This window comes from Kitasatospora azatica KCTC 9699 (assembly GCF_000744785.1).
Taxonomy (GTDB): domain Bacteria; phylum Actinomycetota; class Actinomycetes; order Streptomycetales; family Streptomycetaceae; genus Kitasatospora; species Kitasatospora azatica.
Window position 1 is genome coordinate 5,417,301 of sequence record NZ_JQMO01000003.1, and the last position, 14,991, is coordinate 5,432,291.

The following is a 14,991-nucleotide window of genomic DNA, read 5'->3' on the forward strand; positions in this document are numbered from 1 at the left end:
GCATCCGGAGCCCATCCACCGGTGGAGCCGGGAATCCATCGAACGGTTGATGCCACGGCGTCCGGATCGGCCGGGATCAGGCCGTACCCTCGGGAGGCGTGAGCCGCCCAGACAGTCACGAGCACACCGACCGACCCGACCGCGCTGACCACGCCGACCCGCAGCACCCCGACCTCGCCGAGCCGGCCCCCGCCGGACATTCTGTGAGCACGCCCGCCCTGCGCCTGATGAACCTCGCCCTGCACGGGCTGTTCTTCACCCTGCTGGCGGTACTGGTGGTGCGCGGCCTGCTGACCGGCGAGCTCGGTGCGGGCGCGACGGTGCTGGCGCTGGTCCTCGGCGCGGCCTACGCGCTGGGCGGGCGGGTCCGACGGATCCGGGCCGACCGCCGCTGGGCCGCCGGCTGGCTGGCCGCCGTGGTCGCGCTCTGGGGCGTGCTGCTGGTGCTGCACCCGGAGTTCGGCTACCTGGCGTTCCCGCTCTACTTCGTCTGCCTGCACCTGCTGCCGGTGCGCTGGGCACTGCCCGCGGTGCTCGGGCTGACCGGCCTGGTGGTCTTCGCCCAGGCCGGCACCGAGGGCGGCCTGACCACCGCGAAGGTGCTCGGCCCGCTGGCCGGTCTGCTGGTCGCGCTGCTCACCGCCTACGGCTACGCCGCGCTCTACCGGGAGAACCGTGAGCGGCAGCGGCTGATCGAGGACCTGGTCTTCACCCGGGGCGAGCTGGCGCGCAGTCAGCGCGAGGCCGGGCGGCTCGCCGAGCGCCAGCGGCTGGCCGCCGAGATCCACGACACGCTCGCCCAGGGCCTGTCCAGCATCGTGCTGCTGGCCCGCTCGGCGCAGGCCGCGCTGCCGGTCGACCCGGTCGTCGCTGCGGACCGGATCGAGGAGGTCGCCCGGACCGCCGTGGAGAACCTGGCCGAGGCCCGCAGCTTCGTCCAGGCGCTCACTCCGCCGGCCCTGGAGGACGCCACCCTGAGCGAGGCGCTGCGCCGCCTTGCCACCGGGCGCGGTGCGGCCTTCCACCTAGACGGCGAGCCGCACCCGCTGCCGGTGGAGGCGGAGGTCGCCCTGCTGCGGCTGACCCAGGAGGCGCTGGCCAACGCGGTGCGGCATGCGGCGGCGCAGCAGATCGCGGTGACGCTGAGCTATCTGGACGACGCGGTGACGCTGGACGTCTTCGACGACGGCGTGGGCTTCGAGCCGCTCGGCGGCCGGCCATCGGACGGGCGTGGCGGGCGAGGCGAGCGTGCTGGGCGAGGCGTGCAGGGCGGGTTCGGCCTGCACGGGATGCGCGAGCGGATCGCGGCGCTCGGCGGGAGCCTGACCGTGGAGTCGGCGCCGGGGGAGGGCACGGCGGTGGCTGCGTCACTGCCGCTGCGCAGCGAGGTGGTGGCGCGATGATCCGGGTCATGCTGGTGGACGACCACCCGGTGGTGCGGCGTGGTCTGCGCGCTCTGGTGGACGAGCTGCCCGAGCTGACGGCCGTCGGCGAGGCGGGCGACGGCGCGGCCGCGCTGCAACTGCTGGACGAGCTGGCGGAGCGGGGCGAGGCCCGGCCGGACGTGGTGCTGATGGACCTGCAGATGGGCGCCGGGATGCACGGGGTGGAGGCGACTCGGCGGATCACCGCGCTGCCGGATCCGCCGGCGGTGCTGATCCTGACCACCTACAGCACGGACGCGGACATCCTCAGCGCGGTGGAGGCGGGGGCCACCGGCTACCTGCTCAAGGACGCCCCGCCGCAGGATCTGGTGGCCGCCGTCCAGGCGGCGGCCCGGGGCGAGACGGTGCTGGCACCCCCGGTGGCGGCCCGGCTGCTCGGGCGGGTGCGGGCCGGGCGGCCCACGCTCTCACCCCGGGAGGCGGAGATCCTCCAGCTGCTGGCCGCCGGTCTGGCCAACCGTCAGATCTCCAAGCGCCTGTTCATCAGCGAGGCCACCGTCAAGACCCACCTGGTCCACATCTACGAGAAGCTCGGCGTGGACAGCCGCACCGCCGCCATCGCCGCGGGCCTCAGCAGCGGACTGATCCGGCCGGCCTGAGCCGGGCCGAGAACGGAGCTGGGCCGAGAACTGAGCTGGGCCGAGAACTGATCCGGCCGGGCCGACCTGACCCGGAGTCAAGTCGGCCCGGCCGGACGTCAGGGGAGCGTCAGCCCTTGGTCACGCACTTGTTGGCGCTGTTGGACCACAGGCCCTGCAGGTCGAAGCTGCCGGTGGAGAGGGTGACGAAGGCGTCCATGTTCTCGCACTCGTCGCCGATCTCGCCGCCGCCGCCGTTCCAGCCGATGCTGGGCCAGAAGTCGGTCACCGTCTCGGCGTACTCGTGCGTCTCGGTGGACTCGATCCCGGACAGCGCGCGGCCGTCGGTCAGGGTGGTGCAGCCGTCGATGCCGGTGTCGGGCACGTAGGGCAGGTTGGTGTAGGCGAGGTTGCCGTACGAGGAGCTGGTCTTGTCGTGCCAGGCGCAGAAGCCGCTGCTCGGGAAGCCGTCCGGGTGCGTCCCGGTCGGGGAGACGATCACGTACTGCGCGTTCAGGTTCGGCGTCTGGGTGGTGTTGCCGAAGTGCGCGGCCGCCTTGGTCGCCTCGGCGGCGATCTGCGCGGCGGTGGCGTTGGACGGCTCGGCCGCACTGTTGTCGAACCAGGTGCCGGCCAGCGGCGAGCTGGTCGGGTGCTGGATGTGGGTGCCGTTGGTGCCGCAGTTGCTGGTGCCCTTGGCGAGGCCCTCGCAGTACTGGGAGAGGATCGTCCCCCAGGTGTCCTGGCTGCCGTACAGGCCCTTGAACATCGCCTGCATGTCGGGCGCCACGCCCGCCGGGTCATTGGACCACTGCGAGCCCCAGAAGACCAGGTAGACCTTGGGTGTCGGCGACACCACGCCCTGGCTGGCACTGGAGCTGAGCTTCAAGGTGTTGCGGGACGCGGCCGCGGCGGTGTTCGCCTGGGCGTGGGCGCCAGGGTGCAGCGGCTTCATGCCGAGGTGGGTGGCCCCGGCGGTGGCCGGGGTGGCGCCGGCGAAGCCCATGGCGGCCAGAGCGGCGGCACCGAGCAGGGCAAGTGAGGTACGGGGGCGAATAGACATGGGGGAGTCCTCCCGGAGTGAGGGATCGCGGGTGCAGGACGTGCGGGGGTTGCGCGGCTACCCAACCAGCTCGCCCGGGGAGGCGTCCATACTTCGAACATGACAAGACGACAGAATTTACTGATAGGACATCAGCAGACAGCACTTTGTCCTGACAAAACGGCCCGCGTCAGCAGAATCTGACGCGGACGGTTACTGCGCGCTAGCAGCCGCTGGCAGTCGGAAGCACTCGGGGGCAGCGCGGATCAGCACACCGGGATGAGCACCGTCAGCACGAAGCGGTGCGGGTCCGGGTTGGCGGGCGCCTCCTGAGTGATCGTCACCGGGATGCTGCTGCCGGGCGTCGCCGCCGGGTCCACCTGCAGCGCGAAACCGCGGTTGAAGTTGGCCCAGGTGTTGTTCACCGTGTCGGGGCAGGTCGCGGTGGTGCCGTCGGCCGAGATCTCGCACGGGCTGTAGGTCGGCGCCGAGCTGAGCCACTTGGACCCCGGCGGCAGCTGCGCCACCACCCGCCCGCGCCACGGGTAGTCGGTGGACGGTCCGAGGTTGCGCTCGAGGATCTCGAAGTCGGCTGGGTTGCCGGGACCGGCCGGCTTGGGCGGCCGCCACAGCTCCAGCACGGCGTTGGTCACCGGGGCGGAGGTGTCGAAGGCCCAGCCGGCCGAGTTGTCGTCGGGGTTCTGGGCCGGGTCCCAGGTGACCACGGCGGTGCCGCCGGGGTAGCTGTGCGGGCCAGGAGTGGTGCTGATGGTGTTGGCGAAGATCCGCTCGGTCTCGCAACTGGCCGGCGCCAGGTTCGCCGCCACCGGGAAGCGGATCCAGTTCCAGCCGCCGTCGACCGGACCGGCGTGATCGGTGGTCAGGGTCAGGCCCGGGTCGCCCGGTCCGTTGACCACCAGGGGCGCGGAGCTCGGGGTCTCCGTACCGTTGTTGCAGACCGTCACCAGCACGGTTCCGACGGCGCCGGGCGCGGTCGGGAAGGACGGCGGGCTGACGCTGACGCTGAGGTCCTTGCTGTACGCCGACAGGTGGCCGGCGCCGGCCCGCAGCGGGGCGCCGGAGCGGACGGCCGGGCCGCCGTGGGTGTGCGGCGCCTTCGAGGCGATCGGCGGGACGGCCGAGCCGGGAACGGCGGGAGTGCTGGGAGCGGCGTAGGCGGCCTGGGCCAGCGGCAACGCCAGCAGCGCGGCGGCCGCCAGCAGAGCGGGAATCCGCATGAGGAGTACTCCGAGGAGAGGGGAGGGGTGAACGTCATCGTTCGATTGCGAAGCTACGCAGGGTCAGCGTGGCGCGCGCTACGGAGTTACTCCGCCTGGTGGCGCGGGCGGCTGTGGGAGGATCGCGCAATGCCGTCGAACGACCCGTCCCTGCCCGCCTCACCAGTCGCTGCCGCACCGCCCTCCGCCGCCACGTCCTCGCAGTCGGCCCGGGGCGCCGCCGCCCGCGCTCAGGTGCTGGCGGCCGCCGCCGAGCTGTTCACCCGCGACGGCTACGCCGCGACCACCACCCGCGCCGTCGCCGAGCGCGCCGGCCTGCGCCAGGCCTCGCTCTACCACCACTTCGCGAGCAAGGACGACATCCTCGCGACCCTGCTGGTCGGCACCGTGGCGCCCTCGCTGGAGTACGCGGGCCGCCTGCTGGCCGAGCCCGAGACGGTGCCCGGAGCACGGTTGTGGGCGCTGGTCCGGTTCGACGCGGACCTGCTGCTGGGCGGCCTGTCCAACCTCGGCGCGCTCTACCAGCTGCCGGAGGTGCGCCGCGAGCGGTTCGCCGACTTCCGCCGCATGCGGTGCGAACTGGCAGGCTGCTACCGCGCGCTGCTGGCCCCGCTGGATCCGCTGGCCCTGCTGCCGGAGCAGGAGCTCGCCCTGCGCTCGGAGCTGGTGCTCGGCCTGGTCGAAGGCACGGTGGCGATCGCCCGCGAGTGCGCGAACCGGTCGGCCGGCACAGTCGCCGAGGCGGTGGCGGACGCGGCGCTGCGGGTGGCCGGCTGCGCGGACGAGCAGGTCGCGGCGGCGCGGGGTGCGCTCAACTGACGGCCCGTACAGCCCCGTACAGTGGACGGGTGTTCACCCTCGCCGAGCTGACCGCCCCGATCATCGCCGCCCCCATGGCGGGCGGTGCCTCCACCCCGGAACTGGTCGCGGCCGTGAACGCGGCCGGTGGCCTCGGCTACCTCGCCGCCGGCTACCGGACGGCCGCCGCCATGACCGAGCAGATCGCCGCCGCCCGCAAGCTGACGGACCGTCCGTTCGGAGTCAACCTCTTCGTCCCCGGCAGCACCGACCCGGCGGCGCTCGCCGAGGTCGCGGGCTACCGGGAGGCGCTGCGCCCGGAGGCCGAGCAGCTGGGCGTCGCACTGCCGGAGCAGATCGCGGCCGACGACGAGGACTGGGACGCCAAGATCGCCGCCCTGCTGATGGACCCGGTGCCGGTGGTCTCCTACTCCTTCGGGCTGCCGACGGCCGCCGAGGCCGCCGCGCTGCGGCGCGCGGGCACGACCCAGGTGGCGACCGTGACCAGCGCGGCGGAGGCGCGGGCGGCCGCGCGGCTGGGAATGGACGCACTCTGCGTCCAGGGCCCGGAGGCGGGCGGCCACCGGGGCACCCACTCGGCCGCCGCCGAACCCGGGACCGAACCGCTGCTCGCCCTGCTGGGATCGGTGCGCGCCGCCGTCGACCTTCCGCTGATCGGCGCCGGCGGGCTCGGCGACGGTGCGCGGATCGCCGCCGCGCTCGCGGCGGGAGCCGACGCCGTCCAGCTCGGCACGGCCTACCTGCTCGCCGAGGAGGCCGGCACCTCGGCCCCGCACCGGGCGGCGCTCACCGATCCCGCCTTCACCGAGACCGCCCTGACCCGGGCCTTCACCGGGCGGGTCGCCCGCGGCCTGCGCAACCGGTTCATCGACCGGCACGCCGACCGGGCCCCCGTCGCCTACCCCGAGGTCCACCACCTCACCGCCCCGCTGCGCGCGGCTGCTGCCCGGGCCGGCGATCTGCAGAGCATGCACCTGTGGGCCGGGACCTCGTACCGGGCGGCCCGGGCGGCGGCCGCCGGGGAGATCACCGAGCGGCTGTCACGCGAGGCGCGGTCAGCGGGCGCGAGCTAGTGCCCGCTCCGACCCCTACCGTGACGCCCTGGCCATGGCGGACCACACGCCGAGCCACTGCTCGGCGCCGTAGTCCTCGAACCGCTCCACCTCGGTGAACCCCAGCTTCGCCGCGACGCGCATCGACGCCTCGTTGGCGGTCTGGGTGGAGAGCACCACCGGCTCGCCGGGATGCGCGGCGGTGAACCAGTCGAGTGCCGCTGCGCACGCCTCGGTGGCGTACCCGCGTCCCCACGCCTGCGGCAGGAACATGTAGCCGAGCTCGGGCTCCCCGCCTTCCGGGCGGATGTGACCCTTGCGCTCCGGGTCGCGGCGATCGAGCGTGATCATGCCGATCGTCATTCCGTCGAGCTCCACCACGAAGAAGCCGAAGCGCTGCCCGGGCACCTCGGGCATCGCGCGCTCGAGCTCGTCACGCGGCCGAGCGCCGCCGACGTAGGTGCCCACCTCCGGTGAGGCGATCAGGTCGATCAGCGCCGCACGGTCCCGGGCCTCGGACTCACGGAGCACCAGCCGCTCGGTCCTGATCGGGGCAGGTGGCCAGGCGACGGGGTGCACGGTGATCCCATCCGGCATGGAACGGCTCCTGATCCTCGCGGCCACACGGTTCGACCTCGTACGGCCATGGCAGGCAACGACTTCTGACGTCGCCACAGATCGAGACGCGCTCCGAGAAGGTGCCAGTTGCATGCGGATCCGGAAAGATCCGCCGGGCATGCCCTGGTCGACCTAGGAGGAGGATCCCTCCTCCGGCAGCAGGCCTGCCGAAGGTCGGGGTCCGCTGTGTGGCATGGCGGCCAGCGCGAGCAGTGGGGCGAGGACGAGCCCGCCGAGGGCCACGGGTTCGAGCCCCTCCATGGCCGTTACGACGGCGGCCGCCAGGTGGGCGATCGCGAGCAGCACGAGATCCCAGGACCACCGCTCCGCCCGGCGCCGCCAGGCGTGTGTGAACGCCCGCACTCCACCCCAGGCACAGGCCACCGCCCAGGCGACCGCCAACCCGAACCAGACCCACGACGTCCAGTCTCCGGAGGGGCGGTCGGGCTCGGGCGGGATGGTCAGGGTGACAACGACGAGCCCCGCGAGGATGACGAACCACGGGATCGCCTCGGCGAACAGGACGAGCCCGAGGGCTATAAAGGCGGCTCTGCGCACCACTTCTCCGGCTGACGGCTGACGGCTGGCCACTGAGGGACAGGGACTGACGGAACCGTACCCTCAGTAGGGCAGCAGGCCGGAGGTGACCAGCTCGAAGTCGAATGGCGCGGGGATCTGGAGGGTCTCGCCGAACTCGATGTCCTCGCGGCGGTGGTAGCGGGTGCCGTCCGGGCGGCTGAAGAGGGTGACCGTCTTGGCCCGGGCGTCGATCAGGAGATAGAGCGGGATCCCCATCAGGGGGTAGTCACGGACCTTCCCGACCCAGTCGTTCTCCGGGTTGGACGGAGAGACCAGTTCGACGGCGATCGCGGCCCGCTCGGCCGGGACCTGGTTCTCAGTGGTCTCCAGCGCGGCGGTCGGCAGGTAGGTCAGGTCCGGGTTGCGGCTCTTGCCGACGTGGGGGGAGACCAGGTCGGTGTTCTCGCTCGGCAGCAGGTCGGGTGGGGTGTGCGCGTCGAACTGCCGGCGCACCGTCAGGAGGTTCCGCTGGTGCAGGCCGGACGGGCTGACCATCATGACGATGATGTCGCCGGACAGCTCGACCTTGAACCCGTTGGGCAGGCTGCTGCGGGCCTCTTCCAGGAGAGCGAAATGCTCTGGGTTCATGTGCTGCGCCTCCTGACGTGAGTCGGTCTCCCAGCGTAGTCGCAGGCCTGGCTCATCGCGTGGACCGGGCGCCGACTCAGGTCCCCCTGGCGGTTCTTGCGGCACGGCCCCGGAGTACCTGACTCCGGGGCCGTGCAGTCGTGGCGGGGTGGCTGCGTGCCGGATCGCGGCCGTGCTCAGGCGGGCAGCTGCGCCTCGATGGCGGCGACCACGGCGGCGTCCTCCGGCTCGGTGCGCGGGCGGAAGCGGCCCACGACGGCGCCGTCGGGGGAGATCAGGAACTTCTCGAAGTTCCACTGGATGTCCCCGGCAGCGCCCTCGGCGTCGGCGAACCCGGTCAGCGCGGCGTAGAGCGGGTGACGGTCGTCACCGTTCACGTCGAGCTTCTCGAGCAGCGGGAAGGAGACGCCGTAGGTGGTGGAGCAGAAGGTCTGGATCTCGTCCGCGCTGCCGGGCTCCTGGCCGGCGAACTGGTTGCACGGCACGCCGAGCACGGTGAAGCCGCGCCCGGCGTACTGCTGCTGCAGCCGCTCCAGGCCCGCGTACTGCGGGGTCAGGCCGCACTTGGAGGCGACGTTGACCAGGAGGACGGCCTTGCCCTTGTAGTCGGCCAGGCTGGCGGGCTGACCGGCGAGGGTGTGCAGCGGGATGTCGTACAGGCTCATGGGTTCCCTCTGGGATCGGAAAGCTGCTTCGTGGGCAGGCACCACCGTAACTCCACCGGGCGGGCGACGGGTCAGGGGCGCGGGCCGACCGGGAGCTACGGCCCGATCACCGTTCGCCCGGCCCGAACGGCGGCGCCCGCGAACGCGGCAGCGTCCAGGACCGCCGCGCCGCCGAGGTCGTTGTTGAAGTACACGTACACGTCGGCCTCGTCCGGCCAGGCCTCGGCGACCCGGGCCGTCCAACTGGCCAGTGCCCGCTGCCCGTACCGGGGCGTCGGCTGGGCGCGGCCGGCGTGGAAGCGGAGGTAGCCCCAGCCGGTGGTGCGCCAGAGGGGGGTGACCGGGCGGGAGTCCCGGTCGGCCCAGCAGAGGGCGGCGGCGTGGCGAGACAGTACCGCGTGGACGGCGGGGGTCCACCAGGAGGCGTGCCGGGGCTCGACGGCGACTCGGGTGCCGGCCGGGAAGCAGGACAGGCAGGTGTCCAGCAGGAGGGTGTCCGCCCTGAGGGTGGGCGGGAGTTGGAGCAGGATCGGGCCGAGTCGGGGGCCCAGCCCGGTGGCGGCCGCGAGCAGCCGCTCGACCGGCTCCTGCGGGTCGTGCAGGCGCTTTAGGTGGGTCAGGTAGCGGCTCGCCTTGACCGCCATCACGAACCCCTCGGGGGTGCGGGCCCGCCAGTCGGCGAAGGTCTCGGCGGGCGGCAGGCGGTAGAAGGCGTTGTTGTTCTCCACGGTGGCGAACCGCGTCGCGTACTCCTCCAGCCAGAGCCGCCGCGGCGTCTTCGGCGGGTAGAGGACGCCGCGCCAGTCGTCGTACTGCCAGCCCGAGGTGCCGACGAACAGGGGCATAGCTCCATCAAAGCACCGGGATCCGGTGTGCCGATCGGTGGCGCGCACACTGTCCGGCCCTCCCGGCGCCCGTCTACGATGGGCCGCGAGGCCACAGGGCCATGGAACGCCGGGGAGGGCGCAGTGACGGCAGGCTCAGCGGGGGCACCGACCGTGGCCGACCTGGTCGGGGCGATCGCCCGTCGGGCGGCCGAGCAGGGGCCGGCGCCGCAAAAATCCCGAAGCGGCCGAAGAGCTGAGCAAGAGTCGGAATCACCCGAGCGGCGAGGACGACGGTGACCGGCGCGGAGCGGCGCAGGCTCTGGCGGCGATGTCGGCAGATCGTCCGCACGCTCGAACTGCCGGAGCCCTTCGGGCTGTCCGCGCTGGCCGAGACGCTCGCCGAACGGACCGGTCGCCCGGTCGAGTTCCTGCCCCTGCCGGCCGGCTCCTTCGGCAGCTGCGGGGTGCTGGTGAGCACCGAGCGCGCCGAGTACATCGGCTATCCGACCGGTACCACCGTGCTGCACCAGCAGCACATCGTGCTGCACGAGGTCGGGCACCTGCTCTGCGGGCACCAGAACGTCGCCGCCCCCGCCGACTCGGCCGCCCTCGGCGTGCTGGCGCCGCACCTGTCCACGGAGTTGGTCCGCCGGCTGCTCGGGCGGGACGTGTACAGCGACGTCCAGGAGCAGGAGGCCGAGCTCTTCGCCTCCCTGGTGCTGCACCGCCAGGCCGGGCGGCGGCCGCAGCCGGGGCCGCCCGAGCCCGGGACCGGACAGCCCGAGGCCGGTCGCCGCGGTGAGGTGACGGCCCGGTTGAGCGCGCTGTTCGGCTCGCCGACCCGTCGGCCCGGCCAAGGGCCGGCCGACGGGTGATCGGCACGCTCGAATGCCTGGCCGGCACGATCGCACTGGGCGGCGCCGGCCACCGGGCCTGGCTCTGGCGCGGCCACCAGCTGCGCGCGGGCGGCTTCTCGCTGATCGCCTTCGCGGTCACCATCGGCCTCGCCCAGGCGGCGCTGTCGCTCGCCGGCTCCGGGGTCGCGCCCGCCACCGGCTCCGCGCTGCTGCTGCTGGGCAGTGAACTCAAGCTCGCCGCAGGCGGCTTCCTGGTGCTGATGGCCTTCGTGCTCGGTTCGCCGGACCGGCGCGGCCGCCGGGTCCAGTGGCAGGCCGCCGGCTCCGCGCTGGTGATGCTCGCCGACGCCGCGCTCTACGGGGTCGCCGGAGTGACCCCGGTCGGTGCCACGCTCACCGTCGCGCCGGGCGGGCGGCTCGCGCTGGCCGCGTTCCTCCTGCTGCTCACGGCACACAGCGCCTGGTGCGTCGGGCTGTTCACCCTCGTGGTGCGCCGCGCCGCGCGCGGTCTCGATCCCGGGCCGCTGCGCACCGGGCTGCGCCTGGTGGTGGCCGGCGGGGTGTGCGGCCTGATCTGGATCGCCTCCGGCCTGGTGCCGCTGGTGGTCGGCCTGCGCACCGGCCGGCAGGACTGCGGGGAGGACTGGTTCTCCGCACCGGTCGCGGTGCTCGCGCTGACCCTGGGCCTCGGCGGGGCCTCGCTGACGGCCCTGGAGAGTCGGCTGACCGGGCCGGTGCGTCAGCTGCGGGCCCGGCGCAGCTACCGGCGGATCGGCCCGCTCTGGTCGGCGCTGCACGCCGTCCGTCCCGAGATCGCGCTGGAGCCGCCGATCAGCGGGATCGGGCTGTGGGGGAACACCGAGTTCGCGCTCTACCGGCGGGTGATCGAGATCCGCGACGGGCAGCTGTGGCTGCGCGCCCATCTGCACCCGCAGGTGCCGCAGTGGGCCGCCGCGGCCTGTGGCAGCGAGACGGGGGAGCGGCGGCGGGCGGCGACGGTGGAGGCCGCCGTGCTGGCGGCCGCGCTGGAGGCCGCGGCGGTGGGCCACCGGTACCCGCGCGCGCTGGCCGAGGGGTACGTCCCGCCGGCGGTGCCGGCCGATCTGGACACCGAGACGGCCTGGTTGGTGATGGTCTCCGAGGAGTTCACCGGCTCCCGGGTGGTGGCGGAGATCCGGCAGCGGGTGCGGTCGGAACTGGCGCTGCCGGACAGACCCTAGGGGCAGGCCAGGTCGCGCGGTGGAGTCCACCGCGCGACCTGGCCGCAGCTTGGTGCCTGCCTGTGCGCCGGGTTGTCCGCCTGCCGTCAGCCGAGCAGCCTGCCCATCCACTCCTCGATCCCCGCCACCGTCCGCGGCAGCGCGCCCGACATCAGCCGGGCCCCGTCCTCGGTGATCACCAGGTCGTCCTCGATCCGCACCCCGATCCCGCGCAGCTCCAGCGGCAGCGTCTCGTCGTCGGGCTGCAGGTAGAGGCCGGGCTCGACGGTCAGCACCTGGCCGACCTCCAGCACGCCGTCCAGGTAGGTCTCGCTGCGGGCCTTGGCGCAGTCGTGCACGTCGAGCCCGAGCATGTGGCCGCTGCTGCACAGGGTGTAGCGCCGGTAGAGGCCGCTGTCCTCGCGGATCGCCTCCTCGGCGGAGATCCGCAGCACGCCCCAGTCGGCCAGGCCCTCGGCGATGACGCGCATGCCGGCGCGGTGGAAGTCGCGGAAGCTGGCGCCGGGGCGCAGCGCGGCGATGCCGGCGTCCTGGGCGGCGAGGACGAGCTCGTAGACGTCGCGCTGGACGGGGGAGAAGGTGCCGCTCAGCGGGAGGGTGCGGGTGATGTCGGCGGTGTAGAGGGTGTCGGTCTCGACACCGGCGTCGAGCAGCAGGAGCTGCGAGGGGTCGAGCGCGCCGTCGTTGCGGATCCAGTGCAGCACGTCGGCGTGTGCGCCGGAGGCGGCGATGGTCTCGTAGCCCGTCCCGTTGCCCTCGGCCCGGGCCCGCAGGTTGAAGACGCCCTCGATCCAGCGCTCGCCGCGCGGGTGGCGCAGGGCGGCGGGCAGTGCCCGGACGACGTCCTCGAAGCCGAGCGTGGTGTGGTCGACGGCCAGCTGCAGCTGCTCGACCTCCCAGGCGTCCTTGACCAGGCGCAGCTCGCTGAGCACGGTGGAGAGCCCGTCGGTCAGCTGCAGCAGCGAGTCGACCAGCGGGTCGACGCCGGCCAGCAGCCGTACCCCGCCGGACGGCTGACTGGCCGTCAGCAGCTTCTCCAGGCCGTCCAGGTGCTCCACCCGCAGGCCGGTCAGCTGGGCGGCCTCGGTCAGGTCGGGGCGGCGGCCGACCCAGAACTCGCCGTACCGGCGGTCGCGGTAGAACTCGGCGCTGGAGCCGTCGCGCGGGGAGCGGGGACGCAGGTAGAGCACCGGCTCGTGACTCTCGCTGCCGGTCGGCTCCAGCACCAGGACGTGGCCGACCTGGTCCTCGCCGGTCAGGCCGGTGAGCCAGGTGAAGGCGCTGTGCGGGCGGAACCGGTAGTCGCAGTCGTTGCTGCGCACCTTGAGTTGGCCGGCGGGGACCACCAGGCGCTCGCCGGGGAAGGCGGCGGAGAGTTTGGCGCGGCGGGCCGGCATGACGTCGTGGCCGGCGACCCGGTCGGTGGCGGGGATGGGGGTGGCGGTCCAGGCGGTGCCCATGAAGGTGGCCAGGGCGGGGGAGACCGGGAGGTCGTGGCTTCCGGTGTTGAGCGGGGCGGGCTGGGAGGAGGTCAAGTGGGGTCTCCTGAGCTGCGGGGATGTCCGTGGGTGCAAAGGGAGTTGACGGTCCGTTCGGACACAGCTGGATAACGGGCCGGCACATCCCTTGCTAGTGCAATTTCACATTACTATGTTACGGGTCACATCTTAGAAGCAGCTCGTTGAAGCAGCCAGCCCTAGTGCGGAGTTGTCCCATGACCAGGCGTACCCATGCTGCCCTCGCCGCGGCGATCGCAGCGGCACTGACCCTCGGCCTCGGAGCGTGTTCCAGCAGTAAGAGCGACAGCGGCACCAGCGGTGACGGCAAGGGCATCACCACCGAGGGCAACGGGATCATCGGCGGCACCCCGGTCAAGGGCGGCACCCTGCACATCCTGTCCAACCAGGACTTCTCCCAGCTCGACCCGACCCGCAACTGGGTCGAGCCCGAGATGGACTTCGGCCTGCGCACCCTCTACCGCACGCTCACCACCTTCAAGGCGGCGCCCGGCAAGGAGGGGCTGGAGATCGTCCCGGACCTGGCCACCGACCTCGGCACCTCCGGCGACGGCGGCAAGACCTGGACCTTCCACCTCAAGGACGGCCTCAAGTACGAGGACGGCTCCCCGATCGTCGCCGACGACATCAAGTACGACGTCGAGCGCTCCTTCTCCGCCGAGCTGCCCGGTGGCCCGGACTACGCCAAGCAGTACCTCAACGCCCCGGCCGGCTACGCCGGACCGCTCAAGGGCGAGCGCCTGGGCAAGGAGGCGATCGAGGTGCCGGACGCCAAGACCATCGTCTTCCACCTCAAGCGCCCGGTGGCCGAGTTCGGCTACACCGCCACGCTGCCCACCTTCGCGCCGGTCCCGATCGCCAAGGAGGCCGGCGCCCAGTACAGCAACCACCCGTTCTCCTCCGGCCCGTACAAGATCGAGACCTACGACCGGGGCAAGCAGCTGGTGCTGGTCCGCAACACCAACTGGGAGCAGAGCTCCGACACGGTCCGCAAGGCCTACCCGGACAAGATCGTGGTGGACCAGTCGCTGGGCGGCTCCGGCATCGCCGACCGCCTGATCGCCAACCAGGGCGAGGACCAGAGCGCCATCATGTACGCCGACCTGACGGCTTCCAAGGTCCCCGACGTGATCACCAACCCGGCGGCCAAGGCGCGCCTGGTCAGTGAGAACGAGGGCTGCACCGCGATGCTGACCTTCGACACCAGCAAGGCGCCCTTCGACAACAAGAACCTGCGCCTGGCGGTCGAGTACGCGATCGACAAGGAGGCCTTCCAGTCCTCGGTGGGCGGCCCGGCACTGGCCGACCTGGCCACCACCTTCCTGCCGCCCGAGTTGACCGGCGGCACCTCGGTGGACCACTTCAAGATCCCGGCCGGCGGTGACCTGGACAAGGCCAAGCAGTACCTGCAGCAGGCCGGCCTCTCCGGCGCGATCAACACCGAGATCACCGTCTCCAACGGCGCCAAGGCCCAGGCCGAGGCGATCCAGGCCTCGCTGGCCAAGATCAACGTCAACGTCACCATCAACGCGCTGGACGCCAGCGTGGTCAACTCGGTGCTCGGCGACAAGAGCAAGCAGACCGGCCTGTCGATCAGCGGCTGGTGCCCGGACTACCCCTCCGGCGCCACCTTCCTGCCGATGCTCTTCGACAGCCGGATCATCACCGACACCGGCAACCAGGGCAACAAGTCCCGGTTCAAGGACCCGTCGGTGGACGCCGAGATGGACCGGATCGCCACCCTGAGCGACGTCAACGCCGCCGGCCAGGCCTGGCTCGCGCTGGACGCCAAGATCATGGACGCGGCCCCGGCCGTCCCGCTGACCTGGCAGAAGAAGCCGCTGCTGGTCGGTTCCAACATCGCCGGCGCCTTCGCCAGCCCGATCTGGTCGGCCCAGATCGACTACGCCACGGTCGGCCTCAAGTCCGTCAAGTAGCAAGGACCG

Annotated in this window: 15 protein-coding genes; 7 read left to right on the top strand and 8 right to left on the bottom strand. The window is 72.6% G+C overall.

From position 1 onward, the window contains the following. Positions 1 to 98: 98 nt before the first annotated feature. Positions 99 to 1,403, top strand: a complete 1,305-nt coding sequence (locus BR98_RS34600) for a sensor histidine kinase (protein WP_232247850.1) — start codon at positions 99 to 101, stop codon at positions 1,401 to 1,403. After that, positions 1,400 to 2,044, top strand: coding sequence for a response regulator (locus tag BR98_RS34605; protein ID WP_035851311.1), 645 nt, complete (start codon positions 1,400 to 1,402; stop codon positions 2,042 to 2,044). The genes BR98_RS34600 and BR98_RS34605 overlap by 4 nt, the downstream gene beginning before the upstream one ends. Positions 2,045 to 2,153: 109 nt before the next feature. Here BR98_RS34605 and BR98_RS34610 read toward each other — a convergent pair whose 3' ends face one another. Together BR98_RS34610 and BR98_RS34615 are read right to left on the bottom strand one after the other, a co-directional pair. After that, a complete protein-coding gene (locus tag BR98_RS34610) occupies positions 2,154 to 3,086 on the bottom strand; it encodes a hypothetical protein (RefSeq protein ID WP_063774889.1) in 933 nt (310 codons plus the stop codon). Between the two features lie 245 nt (positions 3,087 to 3,331). Further along, positions 3,332 to 4,303: a hypothetical protein gene (locus BR98_RS34615; protein ID WP_035851313.1), complete on the bottom strand. Its 972-nt coding sequence runs from the start codon at positions 4,301 to 4,303 to the stop codon at positions 3,332 to 3,334. Positions 4,304 to 4,432: 129 nt separating this feature from the next. On the opposite strand from BR98_RS34615, the gene BR98_RS34620 reads away from it, so the two are divergent. Then, positions 4,433 to 5,122, top strand: a complete 690-nt coding sequence (locus tag BR98_RS34620; protein WP_083977359.1) for a TetR/AcrR family transcriptional regulator — start codon at positions 4,433 to 4,435, stop codon at positions 5,120 to 5,122. A gap of 29 nt (positions 5,123 to 5,151) precedes the next feature. Beyond that, positions 5,152 to 6,195, top strand: a complete 1,044-nt coding sequence (locus BR98_RS34625) for a nitronate monooxygenase (RefSeq protein WP_035851315.1) — start codon at positions 5,152 to 5,154, stop codon at positions 6,193 to 6,195. Between the two features lie 15 nt (positions 6,196 to 6,210). Here BR98_RS34625 and BR98_RS34630 read toward each other — a convergent pair whose 3' ends face one another. The 5 genes from BR98_RS34630 to BR98_RS34650 form a co-directional block, all read right to left on the bottom strand. Further along, positions 6,211 to 6,771 carry a GNAT family N-acetyltransferase gene (locus BR98_RS34630; protein ID WP_035851318.1) on the bottom strand — a complete coding sequence of 187 codons (561 nt, stop codon included), beginning with the start codon at positions 6,769 to 6,771 and terminating at the stop codon, positions 6,211 to 6,213. A 153-nt stretch (positions 6,772 to 6,924) separates the two neighbouring features. Beyond that, positions 6,925 to 7,350 (bottom strand): hypothetical protein, encoded by a 426-nt coding sequence (locus tag BR98_RS34635; RefSeq protein ID WP_035851320.1) that lies wholly within the window; start codon positions 7,348 to 7,350, stop codon positions 6,925 to 6,927. Between the two features lie 63 nt (positions 7,351 to 7,413). Continuing rightward, positions 7,414 to 7,959, bottom strand: a complete 546-nt coding sequence (locus BR98_RS34640; RefSeq protein WP_035851322.1) for a Uma2 family endonuclease — start codon at positions 7,957 to 7,959, stop codon at positions 7,414 to 7,416. Between the two features lie 176 nt (positions 7,960 to 8,135). Continuing rightward, positions 8,136 to 8,624 carry a glutathione peroxidase gene (locus BR98_RS34645; RefSeq protein ID WP_035851324.1) on the bottom strand — a complete coding sequence of 163 codons (489 nt, stop codon included), beginning with the start codon at positions 8,622 to 8,624 and terminating at the stop codon, positions 8,136 to 8,138. 95 nt (positions 8,625 to 8,719) lie between these two features. Continuing rightward, positions 8,720 to 9,469 carry a DUF72 domain-containing protein gene (locus BR98_RS34650; RefSeq protein ID WP_035851326.1) on the bottom strand — a complete coding sequence of 250 codons (750 nt, stop codon included), beginning with the start codon at positions 9,467 to 9,469 and terminating at the stop codon, positions 8,720 to 8,722. A gap of 275 nt (positions 9,470 to 9,744) precedes the next feature. On the opposite strand from BR98_RS34650, the gene BR98_RS34655 reads away from it, so the two are divergent. Beyond that, entirely contained in the window at positions 9,745 to 10,326 is a 582-nt protein-coding gene (locus BR98_RS34655; protein ID WP_063774890.1) for a hypothetical protein, read from the top strand. Next, on the top strand, positions 10,323 to 11,528 hold the full coding sequence (locus tag BR98_RS34660) for an MAB_1171c family putative transporter (protein WP_051970870.1): 1,206 nt from the start codon (positions 10,323 to 10,325) through the stop codon (positions 11,526 to 11,528). The genes BR98_RS34655 and BR98_RS34660 overlap by 4 nt, the downstream gene beginning before the upstream one ends. A gap of 86 nt (positions 11,529 to 11,614) precedes the next feature. On the opposite strand, the gene BR98_RS34665 is transcribed toward BR98_RS34660, so the two are convergent. Further along, positions 11,615 to 13,063, bottom strand: a complete 1,449-nt coding sequence (locus BR98_RS34665) for an aminopeptidase P family protein (RefSeq protein ID WP_035851328.1) — start codon at positions 13,061 to 13,063, stop codon at positions 11,615 to 11,617. 179 nt (positions 13,064 to 13,242) lie between these two features. Between BR98_RS34665 and BR98_RS34670 the strand changes: the two genes are divergently transcribed. Beyond that, positions 13,243 to 14,982: an ABC transporter substrate-binding protein gene (locus BR98_RS34670; protein WP_035851330.1), complete on the top strand. Its 1,740-nt coding sequence runs from the start codon at positions 13,243 to 13,245 to the stop codon at positions 14,980 to 14,982. Positions 14,983 to 14,991 lie beyond the last annotated feature (9 nt).

Excerpts from the sequence above, each read along its gene's own strand:
- BR98_RS34605 (WP_035851311.1), top strand. The coding sequence starts at position 1,400 with ATGATCCGGGTCATGCTGGTGGACGACCACCCGGTGGTGCGGCGTGGT.
- BR98_RS34610 (WP_063774889.1), bottom strand. The coding sequence starts at position 3,086 with ATGTCTATTCGCCCCCGTACCTCACTTGCCCTGCTCGGTGCCGCCGCT.
- BR98_RS34615 (WP_035851313.1), bottom strand. The coding sequence starts at position 4,303 with ATGCGGATTCCCGCTCTGCTGGCGGCCGCCGCGCTGCTGGCGTTGCCG.
- BR98_RS34620 (WP_083977359.1), top strand. The coding sequence starts at position 4,433 with ATGCCGTCGAACGACCCGTCCCTGCCCGCCTCACCAGTCGCTGCCGCA.
- BR98_RS34630 (WP_035851318.1), bottom strand. The coding sequence starts at position 6,771 with ATGCCGGATGGGATCACCGTGCACCCCGTCGCCTGGCCACCTGCCCCG.
- BR98_RS34640 (WP_035851322.1), bottom strand. The coding sequence starts at position 7,959 with ATGAACCCAGAGCATTTCGCTCTCCTGGAAGAGGCCCGCAGCAGCCTG.
- BR98_RS34645 (WP_035851324.1), bottom strand. The coding sequence starts at position 8,624 with ATGAGCCTGTACGACATCCCGCTGCACACCCTCGCCGGTCAGCCCGCC.
- BR98_RS34650 (WP_035851326.1), bottom strand. The coding sequence starts at position 9,469 with ATGCCCCTGTTCGTCGGCACCTCGGGCTGGCAGTACGACGACTGGCGC.
- BR98_RS34670 (WP_035851330.1), top strand. The coding sequence starts at position 13,243 with ATGACCAGGCGTACCCATGCTGCCCTCGCCGCGGCGATCGCAGCGGCA.